The 18,180-nt window shown below is 31.9% G+C and carries 15 protein-coding genes; 6 read left to right on the plus strand and 9 right to left on the minus strand.

Going from position 1 to position 18,180, the window contains the following annotated elements:
• Nucleotides 1-43 precede the first annotated feature (43 nt).
• Both rlmN and D6200_RS13855 read left to right on the plus strand, forming a co-directional pair.
• Entirely contained in the window at nucleotides 44-1,084 is a 1,041-nt protein-coding gene (rlmN, locus tag D6200_RS13850; protein WP_172644833.1) for a 23S rRNA (adenine(2503)-C(2))-methyltransferase RlmN, read from the plus strand.
• A gap of 328 nt (nucleotides 1,085-1,412) precedes the next feature.
• The gene (locus D6200_RS13855) at nucleotides 1,413-2,390 is read left to right on the plus strand and encodes a polyprenyl synthetase family protein (protein ID WP_047788564.1); all 978 of its coding nucleotides are present in this window, start codon (nucleotides 1,413-1,415) and stop codon (nucleotides 2,388-2,390) included.
• Nucleotides 2,391-2,437: 47 nt separating this feature from the next.
• On the opposite strand, the gene D6200_RS13860 is transcribed toward D6200_RS13855, so the two are convergent.
• The 9 genes from D6200_RS13860 to miaB all read right to left on the minus strand — a co-directional run bounded on the left by D6200_RS13860 (nucleotide 2,438) and on the right by miaB (nucleotide 12,057).
• Nucleotides 2,438-4,864, minus strand: a complete 2,427-nt coding sequence (locus tag D6200_RS13860) for a hypothetical protein (protein ID WP_073181785.1) — start codon at nucleotides 4,862-4,864, stop codon at nucleotides 2,438-2,440.
• 77 nt (nucleotides 4,865-4,941) lie between these two features.
• Nucleotides 4,942-5,370: a hypothetical protein gene (locus tag D6200_RS13865; protein ID WP_073181782.1), complete on the minus strand. Its 429-nt coding sequence runs from the start codon at nucleotides 5,368-5,370 to the stop codon at nucleotides 4,942-4,944.
• Nucleotides 5,371-5,473: 103 nt separating this feature from the next.
• The gene (groL, locus tag D6200_RS13870) at nucleotides 5,474-7,111 is read right to left on the minus strand and encodes a chaperonin GroEL (protein WP_073181780.1); all 1,638 of its coding nucleotides are present in this window, start codon (nucleotides 7,109-7,111) and stop codon (nucleotides 5,474-5,476) included.
• Nucleotides 7,112-7,209: 98 nt separating this feature from the next.
• Entirely contained in the window at nucleotides 7,210-7,485 is a 276-nt protein-coding gene (locus tag D6200_RS13875) for a co-chaperone GroES (protein ID WP_047788560.1), read from the minus strand.
• Between the two features lie 164 nt (nucleotides 7,486-7,649).
• Nucleotides 7,650-7,994 carry a preprotein translocase subunit SecG gene (gene secG / locus D6200_RS13880; RefSeq protein ID WP_047788559.1) on the minus strand — a complete coding sequence of 115 codons (345 nt, stop codon included), beginning with the start codon at nucleotides 7,992-7,994 and terminating at the stop codon, nucleotides 7,650-7,652.
• Entirely contained in the window at nucleotides 7,995-8,738 is a 744-nt protein-coding gene (locus tag D6200_RS13885; RefSeq protein WP_240627182.1) for a hypothetical protein, read from the minus strand.
• Nucleotides 8,739-8,742: 4 nt separating this feature from the next.
• Nucleotides 8,743-9,249, minus strand: coding sequence for an LptE family protein (locus D6200_RS13890; protein WP_047788558.1), 507 nt, complete (start codon nucleotides 9,247-9,249; stop codon nucleotides 8,743-8,745).
• Between the two features lie 40 nt (nucleotides 9,250-9,289).
• The gene (locus tag D6200_RS13895) at nucleotides 9,290-10,522 is read right to left on the minus strand and encodes a sigma-54 interaction domain-containing protein (protein WP_073181778.1); all 1,233 of its coding nucleotides are present in this window, start codon (nucleotides 10,520-10,522) and stop codon (nucleotides 9,290-9,292) included.
• Between the two features lie 80 nt (nucleotides 10,523-10,602).
• Nucleotides 10,603-12,057: a tRNA (N6-isopentenyl adenosine(37)-C2)-methylthiotransferase MiaB gene (gene miaB, locus D6200_RS13900; RefSeq protein ID WP_047788556.1), complete on the minus strand. Its 1,455-nt coding sequence runs from the start codon at nucleotides 12,055-12,057 to the stop codon at nucleotides 10,603-10,605.
• A 199-nt stretch (nucleotides 12,058-12,256) separates the two neighbouring features.
• On the opposite strand from miaB, the gene topA reads away from it, so the two are divergent.
• The 4 genes from topA (at nucleotide 12,257) to porL (ending at nucleotide 18,138) form a co-directional block, all read left to right on the plus strand.
• The gene (gene topA, locus D6200_RS13905) at nucleotides 12,257-14,743 is read left to right on the plus strand and encodes a type I DNA topoisomerase (protein WP_073181776.1); all 2,487 of its coding nucleotides are present in this window, start codon (nucleotides 12,257-12,259) and stop codon (nucleotides 14,741-14,743) included.
• Nucleotides 14,744-14,802: 59 nt separating this feature from the next.
• Nucleotides 14,803-15,963 carry a formimidoylglutamase gene (locus D6200_RS13910; protein WP_073181774.1) on the plus strand — a complete coding sequence of 387 codons (1,161 nt, stop codon included), beginning with the start codon at nucleotides 14,803-14,805 and terminating at the stop codon, nucleotides 15,961-15,963.
• A 96-nt stretch (nucleotides 15,964-16,059) separates the two neighbouring features.
• Complete coding sequence (gene porK, locus D6200_RS13915) at nucleotides 16,060-17,439, plus strand: T9SS ring complex lipoprotein PorK/GldK (protein WP_073181772.1); 1,380 nt, start codon at nucleotides 16,060-16,062, stop codon at nucleotides 17,437-17,439.
• A gap of 51 nt (nucleotides 17,440-17,490) precedes the next feature.
• Nucleotides 17,491-18,138, plus strand: coding sequence for a type IX secretion system motor protein PorL/GldL (gene porL, locus D6200_RS13920; protein ID WP_073181770.1), 648 nt, complete (start codon nucleotides 17,491-17,493; stop codon nucleotides 18,136-18,138).
• The last annotated feature ends 42 nt before the right edge of the window (nucleotides 18,139-18,180 follow it).

Raw genomic sequence — 18,180 nt, forward strand, 5'->3', positions numbered from 1 at the left:
TCACAAGTTACTTGTGAGGTTTTGTGTATTTTTGTACCTGATGATGATAGTAAAGAAAAAAGACATACGTGCATTAACCAAAGAACAACTCCGTGACTTTTTTGTTGAAAACGGAGATAAAGCCTTTCGAGGTAACCAAGTATATGAATGGTTATGGCATAAAGCAGCACATTCGTTTGATGATATGACAAGTTTATCTAAAGTAACAAGAAAAATGCTTGATGAGAACTTTGTAATCAATCATATTGAAGTTGATACAATGCAGCGTAGTAATGATGGTACTATAAAAAATGCAATTAAACTTCATGACGGATTAATTGTAGAGTCAGTTTTAATTCCTACAGAAAAACGTACTACAGCTTGTGTATCTAGTCAAGTAGGATGTAGTTTAGATTGTAAATTTTGTGCAACAGCTCGTTTAAAACGTATGCGTAATTTAAATGCGGATGAAATCTACGATCAAGTTGTAGCAATTGATAAACAAAGTAGGTTATACCATAATCATAAATTGTCAAATATTGTTTTTATGGGAATGGGAGAACCTTTAATGAATTACAACAACGTAATTAAAGCTATTGATAAAATAACTTCAGAAGAAGGCTTGGGAATGGCAGCTCGAAGAATTACCGTATCAACTTCTGGTGTGCCTAAAATGATTAAAAAAATGGCAGATGATGAAGTACGTTTTAATTTAGCAGTTTCATTACACTCCGCTATTGATGAGGTTCGAACATCTATTATGCCATTTAATGCTACTTTTCCATTAAAAGATCTAAGGGAATCTTTGGAGTATTGGTATGAAAAGACTAAACGAAAAATAACGTATGAGTACGTTGTTTGGAATGGAATTAACGATCGAAAAGAAGATATTGATGCCTTGGTGCAATTCTGCAAATATGTTCCGTGTAAGGTTAATTTAATTGAGTACAACCCAATAGATGACGGAGAGTTTCAACAAGCATCAGATAGAGCTTTAAACAATTATATTTCTAATCTTGAAATGAACGATATTGTGGTAAATGTGCGTCGTTCTAGAGGAAAAGATATTGATGCTGCTTGTGGGCAATTAGCTAATAAATCTTAGTACTCTATAAATAGAAAAGCAATGAGAAAAGAAACTAGAATTAAACTTAAGTTAATAATAATTTTATAAAGTCTTAGTTTCTTTAAAAAAGTTAAAACGATAATATCCAGTATACCTAACAAAAATACAAAAGGGAGACCTAAAAAAATGTATGGTAAAATAACTGGATTACCTAAACAAGAGCGTTGATTACCGTCAGAAATGTAGCTTCCTAATAATATTAAACAGGTGCAGATTATAAGAAAAACAATCGCTCTTGTCTTTAAGTGTTTCATATTTTGTTTTTAATCAAAAGTAAACATTTTTTATTCTTATTTTTGTTCACTATATGAAGCCAGTTGAGCAAATAAAACTTCCGATTGCTAAAGAAATGGAACTCTTTGAAACAAAGTTCAAAGATTCGATGTTGTCTAAAGTTCCATTATTAAACAGAATTACCTATTATATCGTCCGCAGAAAAGGAAAGCAAATGCGACCAATGTTTGTGTTTTTGGTAGCAAAAATGGTTTCTAATGGTGGTTTTGATGAACGTACATATCGAGGAGCTTCAGTAGTAGAATTAATCCACACAGCAACATTAGTACATGATGATGTAGTTGACGATAGTAATAGACGTAGAGGTTTTTTCTCAATTAATGCACTTTGGAAGAATAAAATAGCTGTTTTAGTAGGTGATTATTTACTATCCAAAGGATTATTACTCTCTATAGATAATGAAGATTTTGATTTGTTAAAACTGATTTCTATTGCGGTTAGAGAAATGAGTGAAGGGGAGTTATTACAAATTGAAAAAGCTCGCAAACTAGATATTACTGAAGAAGTTTATTTTGAAATTATCCGTCAAAAGACAGCTACGCTAATAGCAGCTTGTTGTGGTATTGGTGCTGCTTCGGTAGGAGCAAATAATAAAACAGTGCAACAGATGCGTAAGTTTGGAGAGTATATTGGTATTGCTTTTCAAATTAAAGATGATTTATTTGATTACACTGAAGACAAAATAGGTAAACCAACAGGAATAGATATCAAAGAACAAAAGATGACACTTCCGTTAATTTATACCTTGAATACTTGTTCTCCAAAAGAAAAATCGTGGTTAATAAATTCCGTTAAGAAGCATAACAAAAACAAAAAACGGGTAAAAGAAGTTATTGCTTTTGTCAAAGAAAATGGGGGATTGGAGTATACTACTGCTAAAATGCACGACTATAAAAATAAGGCATTAGCCATTTTAGACAATTATCCAGACTCAGATTATAAAAATTCCCTACTGCAAATGATTGATTATGTAGTAGAGCGAAAGATTTAAAAAAAGTACTAGAAATAAAAAACCTCGAGAATTTCTCGAGATTTTTGTTACGGATTAGTTTTTTTTGAAATAATATATTTTTTAGATATTAGTTTTCCAGACTCAGAAACCCCTTCAATATAAACAATGACTTTTTCTTGTAAATTCTGTGGGATTTTAAAATCAAATTTAGAGTTTGCTTTTATTTCTATATTTGGTTCCCAAAAGATATCACCATAATATTTATAAGTATTGTCTACGTAAGAGTTATATTCAGGAGTGTAATATTCTTTTTCGATAGAGAATCCTTTTTCTACTTTATACTCACTAAAGAAAGAAGTATTATTCTTGCTATATTCTCTTGGAGATAAGGTGTAAATATAAATATGTTCATTAGACCTAACATCATGAACTCTACCATAATAAATCTCTTTTACTGTATTAAGATAAATACTCTCAAGCATCCATAAGTCATAACTTATTTCGTTTTCATCCAAAAAAACTCGTACGTCTAATTTAAGACGATCTCTAGAATTTACTGGACTAATGGAAGTATCACCTCCTTCAGTGTTTTTTCTTAATTGTGATAGGTTAGAAGTAGATTTTCCTAACCCCCTAGATCTTATATATAGGTAGCCATCTTTTGTTGTTGTTTTGTAGTTTTTGCTTTTTAAATAATCTAAAATTGTTTCACCTGAAGCTATAGTTGTATTATCGATGACTTTTCTAGTTAGCATTGTAGCTGCACCATAGGGGTTATTTTCAGACTTAATATCTTTCTTTTTGTTGATTATAACTTCATCTAAAGTTTCAAATTTCTTTAATTGAAACATAGAGTTAGGTAATTCAGTGCTTGAATTTTCAAAGCTATTAGAAAGCAAATTATTTTTATTGATTGAATCAATTAAAATAGTATTGGAAAACTGTAGATAAGGAGATACTTTTTGAATATTATTTTTAGTCTTTATCCCAAAATTTATGTAAGTGTTTTTTTTAATAGATGTGTTTTTTAATATGAATTGATTTTTTTCTTTAATCTCCCTAATAATATTATTATTAGAAGAATATATTAAAAGTGACTGTTTCTGATTTAAAGAACTAGAAAGAGTTCCAACAATATTGATACCATTTTCAAATGAATAATTAGTTTTAGGAGGATTATTAAATATATCAAACCAATTATATTTACTCCAGCCTTGTGTTATCAACAATAGGTCAAGTTCTCTAAGTTTTTTATTGTTAATGTTATTGAAGTAATAACTAGGGTTCTCTATGTTTCCCTTAATATAGGGTTTTAATAAAAAAGATGTATTTGTGTTGTTTTCAGGGGAATAGCTTTTTGTTTTTATAGGAAGAAAAGAAGAACTTAAGAAAACCTTTTCATTTGTGTTGTTTTTTAAGTGAATAGAGGTGGAATCACTTAAGTTATCAGGAGTGTTTTTTATATTTATATCAGTAAAAAGGGAAGGAGAATTAATAAAAATAAGTCGCTCTAAGATAGGAGTATTTTTATAATCAAAAACTGTGATTATATTAACTCCTTTATCAATATCATTTTTGTTAATAAACAAAGAGTATTTAGTGTCTTTAGAGTTAAAATTAAAATTATAAGATATAAATTTCCTTGTGTTGTGAATTAGAACTTTAAAAGAGCGGTTTTTTAGTTGATTTAAAGAGTTTTTATTAGTAAGTATATTAATTAAGAAAAAATTTGGATTTGAATTAATAACTCTGAGAGTTACTCCTTTATTTTTAGGTAACGGGGTTGATGATTTTATAGTTTGTCCATTCTCTAATACAGCTTCAAATTCGTAAGTTTCACCTCCTCTAATTAATAAATTTGTATTACCCAACCCAAAAGAGTTAGTAGAGAAGTTTTTGACTATTTCGTTTAAGTTATTCTTTATTACTCCTTTGTTAATTTTAATTCCTTCTCCGTTTTTATTTTTTATTAGAATACCAAAGTTGTTAATTGTATTGGAAAGAATATGGCCTCCTTCTGGAAACAGTTTAAATTCATATGAAGCACTCTCTTTTATTATTTTACTATCATTATTATTATTATTATTATTATTACTGTTTATGATGGAAATTTTTTGAATAAAAGAATTGTCTTCTTTGAAGTTTTTCATCCAATTTGTAGAGGCTTTTATGTAATAAGAATTATCTACAAAAGTAGAGTCTAATAAAATATTACCTGTACCAAGCCCGTTTTTAATATGTATTAATTTTTGAGTTTTTAACTTTCCTTCTAAATCAAAAATAGATACGTATAGGTTCGATGTTGTTGGGTGTAGCTTTTGTGAATTTTGCTCAAGTATATAAGCTTTAAACCAAAGCTCTTGTCCTGTTAAAAATGTAGTTTTATTTATATGTAAGAAAGGTATTTCTCTGGTGTTTTCAAAATAAGAAGAATAGCTTTGAGTAATAAGAGGTCCTTGAGAGAAAGTAAATATGTTAGAGAAAAGAACTAGATAGAGTATTATTTTTTGCATAAATTTTTCTTAAAACTAAGAAAATTTATGTAAATAAAAAACTCGAGAAGCTCTCGAGTTTCTTATGGATTTATTTTTTATAACATATGAATATGAATTTCTTGATCAAAACTAGGATTAGATCTAGTTATTTTATTTATATTTTTCATCCTTACTTGATCTAAAAGATAAAGTCTGTTAATACCGTCTCCTAAAATAACTTCATTATCAACAATAATTGTAGTAACCGTTGGACTTGGCTTACCAAACTTTTTTAATTTCCTTGTATTTGCGTTTTCGAAGTTGCTTGTGTTGTTTTTTCTCTGGTAATCAATTAATTTACTTATCTGCATGTCTTTAAGTCTAGAATCTCTTTGTAAAAAGTCTAAAAGCAGTTGGTTTGATTTGATTTCGTTGTTATTGATTATAATATCAAATGATTCTTTCTTTGTTTTTTTCTCTTCTTGAGCAGATAAGTTTAAAGAAATAAAAGCAAGAATTAGTAGTAAATATTTTTTTGTTTTCATACTATTAAGTTTTTAATTTTAAAAAAAGCAAAAATCACGCCAAACAAAAACCTCGAGAATTTTTCTCGAGGTTTTTTACTATCTAGGTGTCGAGCTTCTCGACTTACATCATTCCTGGCATTCCACCACCCATTGGAGGCATTCCACCACCTGCAGGAGCATCTTCTTTAATGTCAACCAAAGCACACTCAGTAGTTAAGATCATTCCAGCAACAGAAGCAGCGTTTTCTAAAGCTACACGAGTTACTTTCTTAGGATCGATAATACCAGTCTCTAACATATCTACATATTGTTCAGATTTAGCATCATATCCAAAGTCTTTTTTACCTTCTAATACCTTGTTAATTACAACAGAACCTTCACCACCAGCATTTTCAACAATCGTACGTAATGGAGATTCAATAGCTCTATTAACAATTTGAATACCTGTAGTTTCGTCTAAATTTTCTGTAGTAATAGTTTCTAATACCTTTTTAGCACGTACTAAAGCAACACCACCACCGGCAACAATTCCTTCTTCTACAGCGGCTCTTGTAGCATGTAAAGCATCATCAACACGGTCTTTCTTTTCTTTCATTTCTACTTCAGAAGCAGCACCAACATATAATACAGCAACACCACCAGCTAACTTCGCTAAACGTTCTTGTAATTTCTCACGATCGTAGTCAGAAGTAGTAGTTTCAATTTGTGTTTTAATTTGGTTTACGCGAGCCTTAATTTGTTCTTCATCACCAGATCCGTTTACGATAGTTGTATTGTCTTTATCAATAGTTACTGTCTCAGCAGTTCCTAATAAATCTAAAGTAGCATTCTCTAAAGAGAAACCTCTTTCTTCAGAAATTACAGTACCACCAGTTAAAATAGCGATGTCTTCTAACATTGCTTTTCTTCTGTCTCCGAATCCTGGAGCCTTAACAGCAGCAATTTTTAATCCACCACGTAGTTTGTTCACAACTAAAGTAGCCAATGCTTGTCCATCAACATCTTCAGCAATGATTAATAAAGGTCTTCCTGATTGAGCAACTGGCTCTAAAATAGGTAAGATTTCTTGTAAGTTAGAAATCTTTTTATCAAATAATAAAATATATGGATTTTCTAAATCAGCAATCATTTTATCAGCATCTGTAACGAAGTATGGAGATAAGTATCCACGGTCAAACTGCATTCCTTCAACAACATCAACATAAGTGTCAGTCCCTTTAGCTTCTTCTACAGTAATTACTCCTTCTTTACCAACTTTTTCAAAAGCTTCAGCAATTAAGTTACCAATTATAGCATCGTTGTTAGAAGAGATTGCAGCTACTTGCTTGATTTTCTCTGATGAATCACCAACCTCTTTAGATTGTTTAGCTAAATCTTCAGTAATAGCAGCTACAGCTTTATCAATACCACGTTTTAAATCCATGGGATTAGCACCCGCAGCTACGTTTTTTAAACCTTCTTTTACGATAGCTTGTGCTAATACTGTAGCAGTAGTAGTACCATCACCTGCTAAATCGTTAGTTTTAGAAGCTACTTCTTTTACCATTTGAGCTCCCATGTTTTCTAACTCATCTTCTAGTTCTACTTCTTTAGCTACAGAAACTCCATCTTTAGTTACATGAGGAGCTCCGAAAGATTTAGAAATAATAACGTTACGTCCTTTAGGCCCTAAAGTTACTTTTACTGCATTCGCTAATGCATCTACCCCGCGTTTTAATCCATCGCGAGCGTCTACATCAAATTTTATATCTTTTGCCATGTTTGTTTAAGTTTTTTGCCGTTAGCATATAGCTGTTGGCTTGGTTTTAAATTTTTTGTTTAATAGGCTAATAGCGAAAAGCTAATAGCAAAGAAATTTTAGATAATAGCGAAAATGTCGCTTTCTCTCATAATTAAATAATCTTTTCCTTCTAATTTAAGCTCTGTACCAGCGTACTTTCCGTATAAAACAGTATCACCAACTTTTACAGTTAAAGGCTCATCTTTTGTTCCGTTCCCTACGGCTACGACAGTACCTTTTTGTGGTTTTTCCTTTGCGTTGTCAGGGATGATGATTCCTGATGCTGTAGTAGTTTCTGCTGCAGCTGGTTCAACAAGAACTCTGTCTGCTAAAGGTTTAATGTTTAATCCCATTTTATATATTTTGATTGATTAAATTAATTTTACTGGTAGTATTTTGTCAGAAATTATGCCATTAGATTTTTGCTGACAATTTTTCTAATACATTGGATTAATAAATAAAAAAAAATGCCAACGTGTCATTTACGTTGGCATTTTATATTCTATTTTTTGAAAAACTACTGAGCGCTGTCTTTAGCTGTATCTGTTGCTGCTGGTGTAGCAGGAGTTGTTGTAGTTTCAATATTGTTTAAGGTTTCATTTAATTGAGGAGCGTCAGCTGCATTTCCTCTTGGAATAGCGAAGTTTGCTAATAAAATTAAAGCAAACATAGTAATAGCTAATGTCCAAGTAGTTCTGTCTAAAAAGCTATTTGTATTTTGTACACCTCCAATATTTTGAGCTCCACCGCCTCCAAATGATGAAGATAATCCTCCACCTTTAGGATTTTGAACCATTACAATTAAGATTAATGCTATTGCAACAATCAATATTAAAACTAAAAGTAAAGTATACGTTGTCATCTATTTATTGTTTTGTAAAATTTGTATTCTTTTAATTTGGTCTGCAAAGAAACCACTTTTTTCTGGATATTTCAAACTTAATATTTTATATGCTTGAATAGCACTGTCGTATTTCTTTTGTTCTAAATATACTTTAGCTAAAGTTTCAGTAGCTAATTGGTTGTTCTGTTGATTTTCGGATATTTTTATATCCGAAGTATTTGTTTTATTAGGACGAGAAATTTTTGGAGCAGTTTCAATAAAACGATCAATAATAGCTTCATGTTCAGACTTAACAGGCATTTCTTTAGCTTGTTTTTCTGAAATTTTATTATCTAAAGTTCTAACAATAGTTTTTTTAGATGATAGTTGCAACCATTGATTAAAAGAAAAGGTTTCGTTTTGTGTGAAAGAAAGAGGTTTGCCAATAGCTAAATCTTCTTCTATTGCTGAAACTTTTACTTGTTTCCTTTTAGGAAGAATTTTGTCTTTTAAACTAATCTTTTCTTCTTTTATAGGAGCTTCTTTGAAAGCTTCAGAGGTAATAAAATCAAATAAAATAGTTCTATCACTGGTGTGAGCTGCCGTTATTTTTAACTCGTTGTTGTATTTATAACTTTCTTGGTTTTTTAAAATTTTTAAACGAAGCGCTCTAGCTGATTGAAAAAAAGGATATTCTTGAATAATATCAGTAATGTCTGAAAGATGTTCTTGCGAAATTAATTCAGGCTTTTCTAATAACTGTATGTATAAATCCTTATTCAAAAAATTACCATTTTGCCACTGAGGCATTAAAAATATCTTGCGTAATACGTTCTATGATTTCATTTAAAGCTGTTTCTAAAACTCCTCCAGTTAATTGTTGATTAGCTCCATAATCGTAGTAAAAAGAAAAACGTTTTTCAAAATTATCTTTCTCTTCTAAAGCATTAACAAAGTTAACATTTACAGTAATTGTTAATCGGTTTTGAGCAGCTGTTTGTTGAGCTGTGGCACTCATTGGTGTAATGCGATAATCAACAATTTCACCATAAAAATGTAAATCACCACTAGTGCTAACCAAGGTTAAATTAGTTTGACGTGTAAATAAGTCTTGTAAATCTTGTGTGAATTTTTGACTAAGTATTGGTTCAACTAAAGGTGCTTGGTTAGGAAAAAAATCAACCTGAATTGTTTTTGCATTTCCTGTGTTTCCACCAGTAAAAGAGTATGCTCCACAACCAATAATGGTTGTAAAAGTAATAAGTAACGATACTATATAAAGAGTTTTTTTCATTTAAAGTTGAATAATTTTTTAAAAGTAAACAATGTAGCTATTATAAATCGTATTGTTTTATTTTTCTGTATAAGGTTCTCTCAGATATTCCTAATTCTTTGGCAGCTAATTTACGCTTACCATTGTTTTTTTCGAGAGACTTTTTTATCATTTCTATTTCTTTTTCTTGTAACGATAAACTTTCATCTTCCTCAATGGTTTCCGCATAATCATAATCATTTTGATGAGAAGTTGATTTTGGAATTTGTACTACCTCAATGTTTGAAGCTTCTGATAAATCTTGATCTTGATAAATACGTTCAATTAAACGATGATTGTCTTCTTGTACCTGTTCAGAGTCTCCGTTTTGCATTAAATCTAGCGTTAGCTTTTTTAGATCATTAATGTCATTACGCATATCAAACAAGATTTTATACATGATGTCTCGTTCATTAGCAAAATCTGATTGACTTGTAGTTCTGTCACCTACAACAGCAGGTAGATTACTACGGTTTTCAGGCAAATATTGAATTAGTTTTTCAGGGGTAATTAGCCTATCTTCCTCAACTATTGATACTTGTTCGGCAATGTTTTTTAATTGACGAATATTACCAGGGAAATGATAGTTCAATAAAACCTTTACAGCATTCTCATTTAACCTGATGGTAGGCATTCGGTATTTTTGTGCAAAATCGGCAGCAAACTTTCTAAATAATAAATGAATGTCTTCACCACGTTCTCTCAAAGGAGGTAGTGGAATTTCTATAGTACTTAAACGGTAATATAAATCTTCACGAAATTTCTCTTTAGAAATGGCTTCGTGCATATTAACGTTGGTTGCAGCTACAATACGAACATTTGTTTTTTGTACTTGTGAAGATCCTACTTTTATAAATTCTCCATTTTCTAAAACACGTAATAAACGTACTTGCGTGGTTAACGGCAGTTCACCAACTTCATCTAAAAAAATAGTTCCGCCATCAGCCACTTCAAAATAGCCTTTTCGGGTTTGTGTAGCTCCTGTAAAAGCTCCTTTTTCATGTCCAAATAATTCGCTGTCAATTGTTCCTTCAGGAATCGCTCCACAGTTAACTGCAATGTATTTTGCATGTTTTCTGTGTGATAATTGATGAATTATTTTTGGTATACTTTCTTTTCCAACACCACTTTCACCAGTAACTAATACCGAAATATCAGTGGGAGCAACACGAATCGATTTTTCAATAGCACGATTTAGTTGCATATCGTTACCGATAATGCCAAAGCGTTGTTTTATAGCTTGTAAATTTTCCATTTCTTTTTTAGAATAAAGAAAAAAGAGCAGAGAGAAAAGCTTATACCTTTTTCTTTTCTCTTTACACTCTTTTCTATAAATTAATTATTGTCAGAATATCCAACAGCCGTACCTTTTAAGGTAGTAGAAGTACAATCTTCAATTTTTACATTTACAAAATCACCCATTTTGTAGTTTTCTTTAGGGAAAACAACAACAGTGTTTTGTGTATTACGACCTTTCCATTCGTTTTCATTTCTTTTAGAAGTTCCCTCGATTAAAACTTCCTGAATTTTACCCACATGCTCTTTAGCTCTGTATAAACTATGTTCTTGTTGTAGATTAATTATTTCTTGTAAACGACGTTTTTTAATAGTCAAAGGAACATTGTCTTCCATTTTCTTAGCAGCCAAGGTTCCTGGTCTTTCTGAATAAGCAAACATAAACCCGAAGCTATATTTTACATAGTTCATCATGTCTAAAGTGTCAAGATGGTCTTCTTCGGTTTCTCCACAGAACCCCGCAATCATATCTTGACTTAAAGCCATTTCAGGAACAATTTTATAAATATTATCAACTAACTCCATGTACTCTTCACGAGTGTGTTGACGATTCATAGCTTTTAACATATTGTTACTCCCGCTTTGAACAGGTAAGTGAATGTACTTACAAATATTTTGGTGTTTAGCCATAACATGAATTACATCCAGTGTCATATCCTGTGGGTTAGACGTAGAAAAACGGAAACGCATTTTTGGGAACTCAGTAGCACACATGTCTAATAATTGAGCAAAATCTACTGCAGAAGCTTGTGCCAATTCAGATGCTTTTTTGAAATCTTTTTTCAATCCACCACCATACCATAAATAAGAATCAACATTTTGACCTAATAAAGTAATTTCTTTGAAGTTCTTTTCTTGCATACTGCGAATTTCTTCAATAATACTCTTAGGATCACGACTACGTTCACGACCACGAGTAAAAGGAACTACGCAGAATGTACACATATTATCACAACCACGAGTAATTGATACAAATGCAGAAACTCCGTTAGAGTTTAAACGAACAGGAGAAACATCAGCGTACGTTTCTTCCTTTGACAATATTACATTTACAGCATCACGACCTGCATCAACTTCTTCAATTAAATTAGGTAAGTCACGATAAGCATCAGGACCAACAACTAAATCAACGATTTTTTCTTCCTCTAAAAACTTTTCTTTCAATCGTTCTGCCATACAACCCAGTACACCAACTTTCATCGTTGGATTTACCTTTTTAACAGCATTGTATTTTTGGAGTCTGTTACGAACAGTGGTTTCTGCTTTTTCACGAATAGAGCATGTATTTACCAATACTAAATCAGCATCTTCTAAATTTTGAGTGGTATTAAAACCCTGCTCTGCTAAAATTGACGCCACAATTTCGCTATCGTTCATATTCATTTGGCAACCATAACTTTCTATAAAAAGTTTTTTGTTGTTTCCTTCTTTGTGTTCTGTAACAAGGGCTTTTCCTTGTTTTTTTTCATCAATTACTTTCTCTACGTGTTCCATAAATCCTTAAATCGTACTAAAATAGGCTGCAAAGATACAACCAAAAAGTGTAATTTGTGACAAATTGACATGGATTGTTTTTTTAAGAAAAAGTAAAATTTTGTTAAAAAAGACCCATTAAAAAAAAACTATATACTTTTGCAAACTGAATTACACTTATATTACAAAAGTGTAAAATGAGATAAGAGATATAAGACGTATGGCAAAAAATTTAGTAATAGTTGAGTCACCTGCTAAGGCGAAAACGATAGAAAAGTTTTTAGGAAAGGACTTTCAGGTTGAATCGAGTTTTGGACACATTGCAGACTTACCATCTAAGGAGTTGGGAGTAAATGTAGAAGGAGATTTCAAACCGAAGTATATAGTTTCTACCGATAAAAAAGCGGTAGTAAAAAAACTGAAAGACTTAGCAAAGAAAGCAGAAACTGTTTGGTTAGCATCCGATGAAGACCGCGAGGGAGAAGCTATAGCATGGCACTTAGCGGAACAATTGAAGTTGAAAAATGAAAACACTAAGCGTATTGTTTTTAACTCTATTACTAAAAATGCAATTTTAAAAGCAATTGAAAACCCACGTACAATTAATTATAATCTTGTTGATGCTCAACAAGCAAGACGTGTGTTAGATAGAATTGTAGGATATGAATTATCTCCTGTATTATGGAGAAAAGTAAAACCAGGATTGTCAGCAGGTAGGGTACAATCGGTTGCAGTACGTTTAATTGTAGAACGTGAAAGAGAAATTGAAGGTTTTACACCAGTAGCTTCTTATCGTGTTGATGCAGAGTTTGTAAATGCAGAAGGAAAAAAGTTTAAAGCAAAATTAGCAAAGAACTTTTCAACAAAAAAAGAAGCTGAAAATTTCTTGAATTCTTGTTTAGGAGCAGAATTTTCTGTTGCTGATTTACAAAAAAAACCAGCAAAAAAATCTCCAGCACCGCCATTTACTACATCGACGTTGCAACAGGAAGCATCAAGAAAATTAGGTTTTCCAGTTGCCAAAACTATGATGGTAGCACAACGTTTGTATGAAGCAGGGTTAATAACCTACATGAGAACAGACAGTGTAAACTTATCTGATGATGCAAAAAAAGCTGCTCAAGCAGAAGTTATAGCTTCTTATGGTGAAGAATATAGCAAGCCACGTAATTATGCAACTAAGTCTAAAGGAGCACAAGAAGCGCATGAGGCAATTCGTCCGACTAACATGGAGAATCATGAAATTACAGGTGAGTATGATCAAACAAGGTTGTATAGCTTAATTTGGAAACGCACATTAGCTTCACAAATGAGTGAAGCTAAGCTAGAACGTACCGTCGTAAAAATAGATAACAATAAGAATAAAAAGCAGTTTACTGCAAATGGAGAGGTAATTACTTTTGAAGGATTTTTAAAAGTATATTTAGAAGGGACAGACAACGAAGAGGAAGAACAGGCAGGAATGTTACCTAAAATGGAAGTAAATGAAGAATTAATAAACGAGTTGATAACAGCAACTGAACGTTACACACGTCCGCCAGCAAGGTTTTCTGAAGCATCCTTGGTAAAACAATTAGAAGAGTTAGGTATTGGTCGCCCTTCTACGTATGCACCAACCATTTCAACTATTCAAAGAAGAGAGTATATTGAAAAAGGGACTGTAGAAGGAAAAGAAAGAAATTACACTCAATTAAGTTTAGCCAATCAAGAAGTGTCAGAGCAAATTTTAACTGAAAGAGTAGGTTCAGATAAAGGAAAGCTCGTGCCAACAGATATAGGAAATATAGTAAATGATTTCTTAGTAGAAAATTTTGATGCAATTTTAGATTATGGTTTTACAGCTAAAGTAGAAAATGAATTTGATGAAATTGCAGACGGAAAAGAAGATTGGATAGCAATGATTAAAGACTTTTATAAAAACTTTCATGTTGTTGTAGAAGATGTTGCTGCAAATGCAGAAAAAGCAAAAGGGGAACGTTTATTAGGTGTAGATCCTGAAAGTGGAAAGAATGTGTATGTGCGTTTAGGGCGTTACGGAGCAATGGTGCAGATAGGAGAGGCAACTGATGAAGAGAAACCTCGTTTTGCAAGTTTACAAGGTGACCAAACAATGAATTCAATTACCTATGAAGAGGCAATGGATTTATTTAAGTTGCCAAAAACATTGGGAGACTATGAAGAGAAAGAAGTAGTTGTAGCTAATGGAAGATTTGGTCCTTATATTAAATTTGATGGTAAATATGTATCGTTAGATAAAGGAGAAAATCCAATGTCTGTAGATATGGATAGAGCTATTGAATTGATTGAAGCAAAAAGAAAAGCAGATGCTCCTATTGGAGAATATGAAGGAATGCCAATTCAAAAGGGAGTAGGGCGTTTTGGCCCTTTTATTAAATGGAACTCTATTTTTATCAACGTAAATAAAAAATACGACTTTGATAATTTAAGTCAAGCAGATTTAGAAGAATTAATAGAAGATAAAAAAAGAAAAGAGCGTGAAAAGCTAATCCACAATTTTGAAGAGGTTGGTATTCGTGTAGAAAAAGCACGCTGGGGACGTTTTAATGTAATAAAAGGAAAGATAAAGGTAGAACTTCCAAAGACAACAGAGATAGAAAAACTAACACAAGAAGAGGCTGTTAAAATGATTGAAGCAAAAACACCTAAGAAAAAAACAGCTAAAAAGAAAGCAACCAAAAAAAAATAAAGAAGCTTTCAGAAAAAAAATAGTTTAGTATATTGCGACTCCAAAAATTCCCCTAATAAATGAATATAGACTTCTTTTCCCCTATTGAAGATTCTGTAGCTACTAGTGTAGTTTTACAGCCTTCTTCTGTATTAGGAAGAACTATTCAACTACATACTGTTCAAGATGGTTTTCCAGATTTAACAGAAGTAACTATCGCAATTTTAGGGGTTAAAGATGATAGAGGAGCAGCAGGTAATTTAGGGAGTGGTAAAGAATTACACGAAATTCGTAAACATTTGTATCAATTATTTCCTGGTAACTGGCATACTCGTATAGCAGATCTCGGAAACATAGAGAAAGGAAATACATTAGAAGATACCTACTTTGCTGTTAAATCATCAGTAGCATTTTTACTAAAAAAAAATATACTTCCTGTAATAATTGGAGGAGGACAAGATTTAACTTACGCAAATTATAGAGCTTACGACGAACTAGAGCAAACAGTTAACTTAGTAGTTGTTGATAGTCGGTTTGATCTAGGCTCAATAGAAGAAGAATTAAACTCTCAATCTTATTTAAGTAGAATTGTAATGGAGGAACCTAATAATCTGTTTAACTTCAGTAATATAGGGTACCAAACCTACTTTAATTCTCAAGAAGAAATAAATCTATTAGATAAATTATATTTTGAAGCCTACAGATTAGGAGAAGTTAAAAACATAACATTGGTAGAGCCAATAATGCGTGACGCAGATGTTGTAAGCGTAGATATAGGCAGTGTACGTCAAAGCGATGCTCCTGCAAATAAAAATGCTTCGCCAAATGGATTTTATGGAGAAGAGTTATGTGCTGTTGCACGTTATGCAGGGATAAGTGATAAGGTAACATCTTTTGGAATATACGAGTACAATAGCCTTTTAGATTTAAATCATCAAACAGCAAAATTAATAGCTCAAGTAATTTGGTATTTCATAGAAGGAGTAAATTCAAGAGCTAAAGATTACCCATTTGTAACCAAAGAAAGTTACCAAAAGTTTACGGTACTTTTAAATGATGATGATCCAATAAACTTTTATAAGAGTGATAAAAGCGGTCGTTGGTGGATGGAAATAAATTTAATATCAAATAATAAACACAAAAGACATGCGTTAATACCATGTAACTATCGAGATTATGAACAAGCATTACAACAAAAAATACCAGAAAGGTGGTATAAGGCTTTGCAAAAGCTTGTTTAAAAGAAAGTTGTATGTTCTGTAAAAAATAATAATTCGTAATTGTTTTTTAATAAAAAAAATAATAGGTTTACGCCTCTTTTATAAGAAAGATTTAATATGAAAAAAATAACAGTACTTGCATTGTTAGCATCTATCATTTACTCTTGTGGTTCAAGTGGTGATAGGGGAGAGTTAGTAGGAGTGAAATCTAAAAGGAAATGGTTTGCTGAAAAACCATATGGTATGGCTAAAATCCCAGGAGGATCTTTCACTATGGGAAAACAAGATGAAGACCCTATGGGGGCTATGAATGCTCCAACTAAAACAGTTACGGTACAACCATTTTACATGGATGAGACTGAAATAACAAACAGTGAGTATAAAGCTTTTGTTCATTGGGTAAGAGATTCCATAACAAGAACTAAATTAGCTTATCAAGCAGAATTTGCTTCTTTAGGAGGAGAGGATGCAGCTAATACAGGTAAAAATGCACAAGGAATACAATTATATGCTTTTGCATCAAAAGATACTGTTAATGAAACTCCGTATGATAAGTACATGCGTGAAAATTATTACGAATTAGGAGAAGGATTAGATTCACTAAAACCATTAAACTGGGAAGAAGAGTTAATTTGGGATTCACAAGAATATCCTGATGCTGATTATGTAGAGGTGATGGACTCTTTATATATTAGAAAAGATGAGGCTTTAAATGGAATTAGAACATTTAATACAAAATTATTAAACTATAGGTATTATTGGTTTGATAATGAAGCTGCAGCAAGAACAGGTAAGAATAGAAGAGATTTCTTAAAAGACGAAGTTATAAATGTGTATCCAGATACAACAGTATGGATAAAAGACTTTAATTATTCATACAATGATCCAATGCATCAAGAGTATTTCGGACACAAAGCGTATGAGAATTACCCAGTAGTAGGGGTAACATGGAATCAAGCAAAAGCATTCTGTCATTGGAGAACCCAAACAAAAAATAATTTTCAAAGATCTAGAAAGAAGTTAGGTTTAGTGCCTGCTTTCAGATTGCCTACAGAAGCAGAGTGGGAATATGCAGCACGTGGAGGATTAGATTATGGTAAATATCCTTGGGGAGGACCTAGTACAACGAGTGATAGAGGATGTTTTTTAGCAAACTTTAAACCAGTTCGTGGAGATTATGCAGCTGATGGAGCCCTTTACACAGTTGAAGCAATGTCTTATAATCCTAATGAGTATGGATTGTTTAATATGGCAGGTAATGTTTCAGAATGGACAAATACAGCTTACAATCAAATGTCTTATTATATGGGGTCTACCATGAACCCTAATGTTGAAATAAAAGAAAATAGAAGAAAGATAATACGTGGAGGATCTTGGAAAGATGTAGCATATTTCTTAGAGGTAAGTTCTCGTGATTGGGAATACGCTGACACCGCAAGAAGTTATATCGGATTTAGAACCGTACAAGATTATTTAGGTACCAATAAAAGTAATTAAACAAGAAAACAAGAATAAATATTAATCCCCAAATTTTAAAAATCAAGAATTATGGCACAATCAAAATCAACTAAAAAAATGTTCAACATGGCTTACGGTTTAGGAGCCGCAGTAGTTATTATTGGAGCATTATTTAAAATTTTACACTGGCCTTTTGGAAATGAAGTATTAATGGTAGGTATGATTGTTGAAGCAGCAGTTTTCGCATTGTCAGCGTTTGAAGCAGTTGAAGACGATTTAGATTGGACAAAAGTATACCCAGAGTTAGCAGATGGACAATCATCAGGTAACAAAAGAGATAAAAAAGTTTCTGCTTCACCAGAAGAAGCACAAAGCATGTTATCTCAAAAATTAGACAATATACTAAGTGAAGCTAAATTAGATGCTCAATTAGTATCTCGTTTAGGAGACAGTATTAAAAGCTTCCAAGGAGCAGTAGAGCCATTAGCTTCAGCTTCTCAATCAATTTCAGCTACTAATAGTTACAATGAACAAATGTCTAGAGCAGCAGCTCAAATGGAATCATTAAATAGTTTATACCAAACTCAAGTAGAAAATGCTAGTAAACAAGCCGATTTAAACTCAGCTATGGTAGAAAACTCTCAACGTTTACAAGAGCAAATGCAATCGTTAGCAACAAACCTATCTTCATTAAATGGAGTATATGGAGGAATGTTAACTGCAATGTCTAACAAATAATTAATTAGTTTAATCTAATTATTAACTAAACAAACTAATTAA

It is taken from the genome of Tenacibaculum mesophilum (assembly GCF_003867075.1).
Classification (GTDB): Bacteria; Bacteroidota; Bacteroidia; order Flavobacteriales; family Flavobacteriaceae; genus Polaribacter; species Polaribacter mesophilus.

Bases quoted from the DNA above. Each gene is read 5' to 3' on its own strand.
- rlmN (WP_172644833.1), top strand. From the start codon at position 44: ATGATAGTAAAGAAAAAAGACATACGTGCATTAACCAAAGAACAACTC.
- D6200_RS13875 (WP_047788560.1), bottom strand. From the start codon at position 7,485: ATGGGATTAAACATTAAACCTTTAGCAGACAGAGTTCTTGTTGAACCA.
- D6200_RS13890 (WP_047788558.1), bottom strand. From the start codon at position 9,249: ATGAAAAAAACTCTTTATATAGTATCGTTACTTATTACTTTTACAACC.
- D6200_RS13860 (WP_073181785.1), bottom strand. From the start codon at position 4,864: ATGCAAAAAATAATACTCTATCTAGTTCTTTTCTCTAACATATTTACT.
- topA (WP_073181776.1), top strand. From the start codon at position 12,257: ATGGCAAAAAATTTAGTAATAGTTGAGTCACCTGCTAAGGCGAAAACG.
- miaB (WP_047788556.1), bottom strand. From the start codon at position 12,057: ATGGAACACGTAGAGAAAGTAATTGATGAAAAAAAACAAGGAAAAGCC.
- D6200_RS13895 (WP_073181778.1), bottom strand. From the start codon at position 10,522: ATGGAAAATTTACAAGCTATAAAACAACGCTTTGGCATTATCGGTAAC.
- porL (WP_073181770.1), top strand. From the start codon at position 17,491: ATGGCACAATCAAAATCAACTAAAAAAATGTTCAACATGGCTTACGGT.
- groL (WP_073181780.1), bottom strand. From the start codon at position 7,111: ATGGCAAAAGATATAAAATTTGATGTAGACGCTCGCGATGGATTAAAA.
- porK (WP_073181772.1), top strand. From the start codon at position 16,060: ATGAAAAAAATAACAGTACTTGCATTGTTAGCATCTATCATTTACTCT.
- D6200_RS13865 (WP_073181782.1), bottom strand. From the start codon at position 5,370: ATGAAAACAAAAAAATATTTACTACTAATTCTTGCTTTTATTTCTTTA.
- D6200_RS13910 (WP_073181774.1), top strand. From the start codon at position 14,803: ATGAATATAGACTTCTTTTCCCCTATTGAAGATTCTGTAGCTACTAGT.
- secG (WP_047788559.1), bottom strand. From the start codon at position 7,994: ATGACAACGTATACTTTACTTTTAGTTTTAATATTGATTGTTGCAATA.
- D6200_RS13855 (WP_047788564.1), top strand. From the start codon at position 1,413: ATGAAGCCAGTTGAGCAAATAAAACTTCCGATTGCTAAAGAAATGGAA.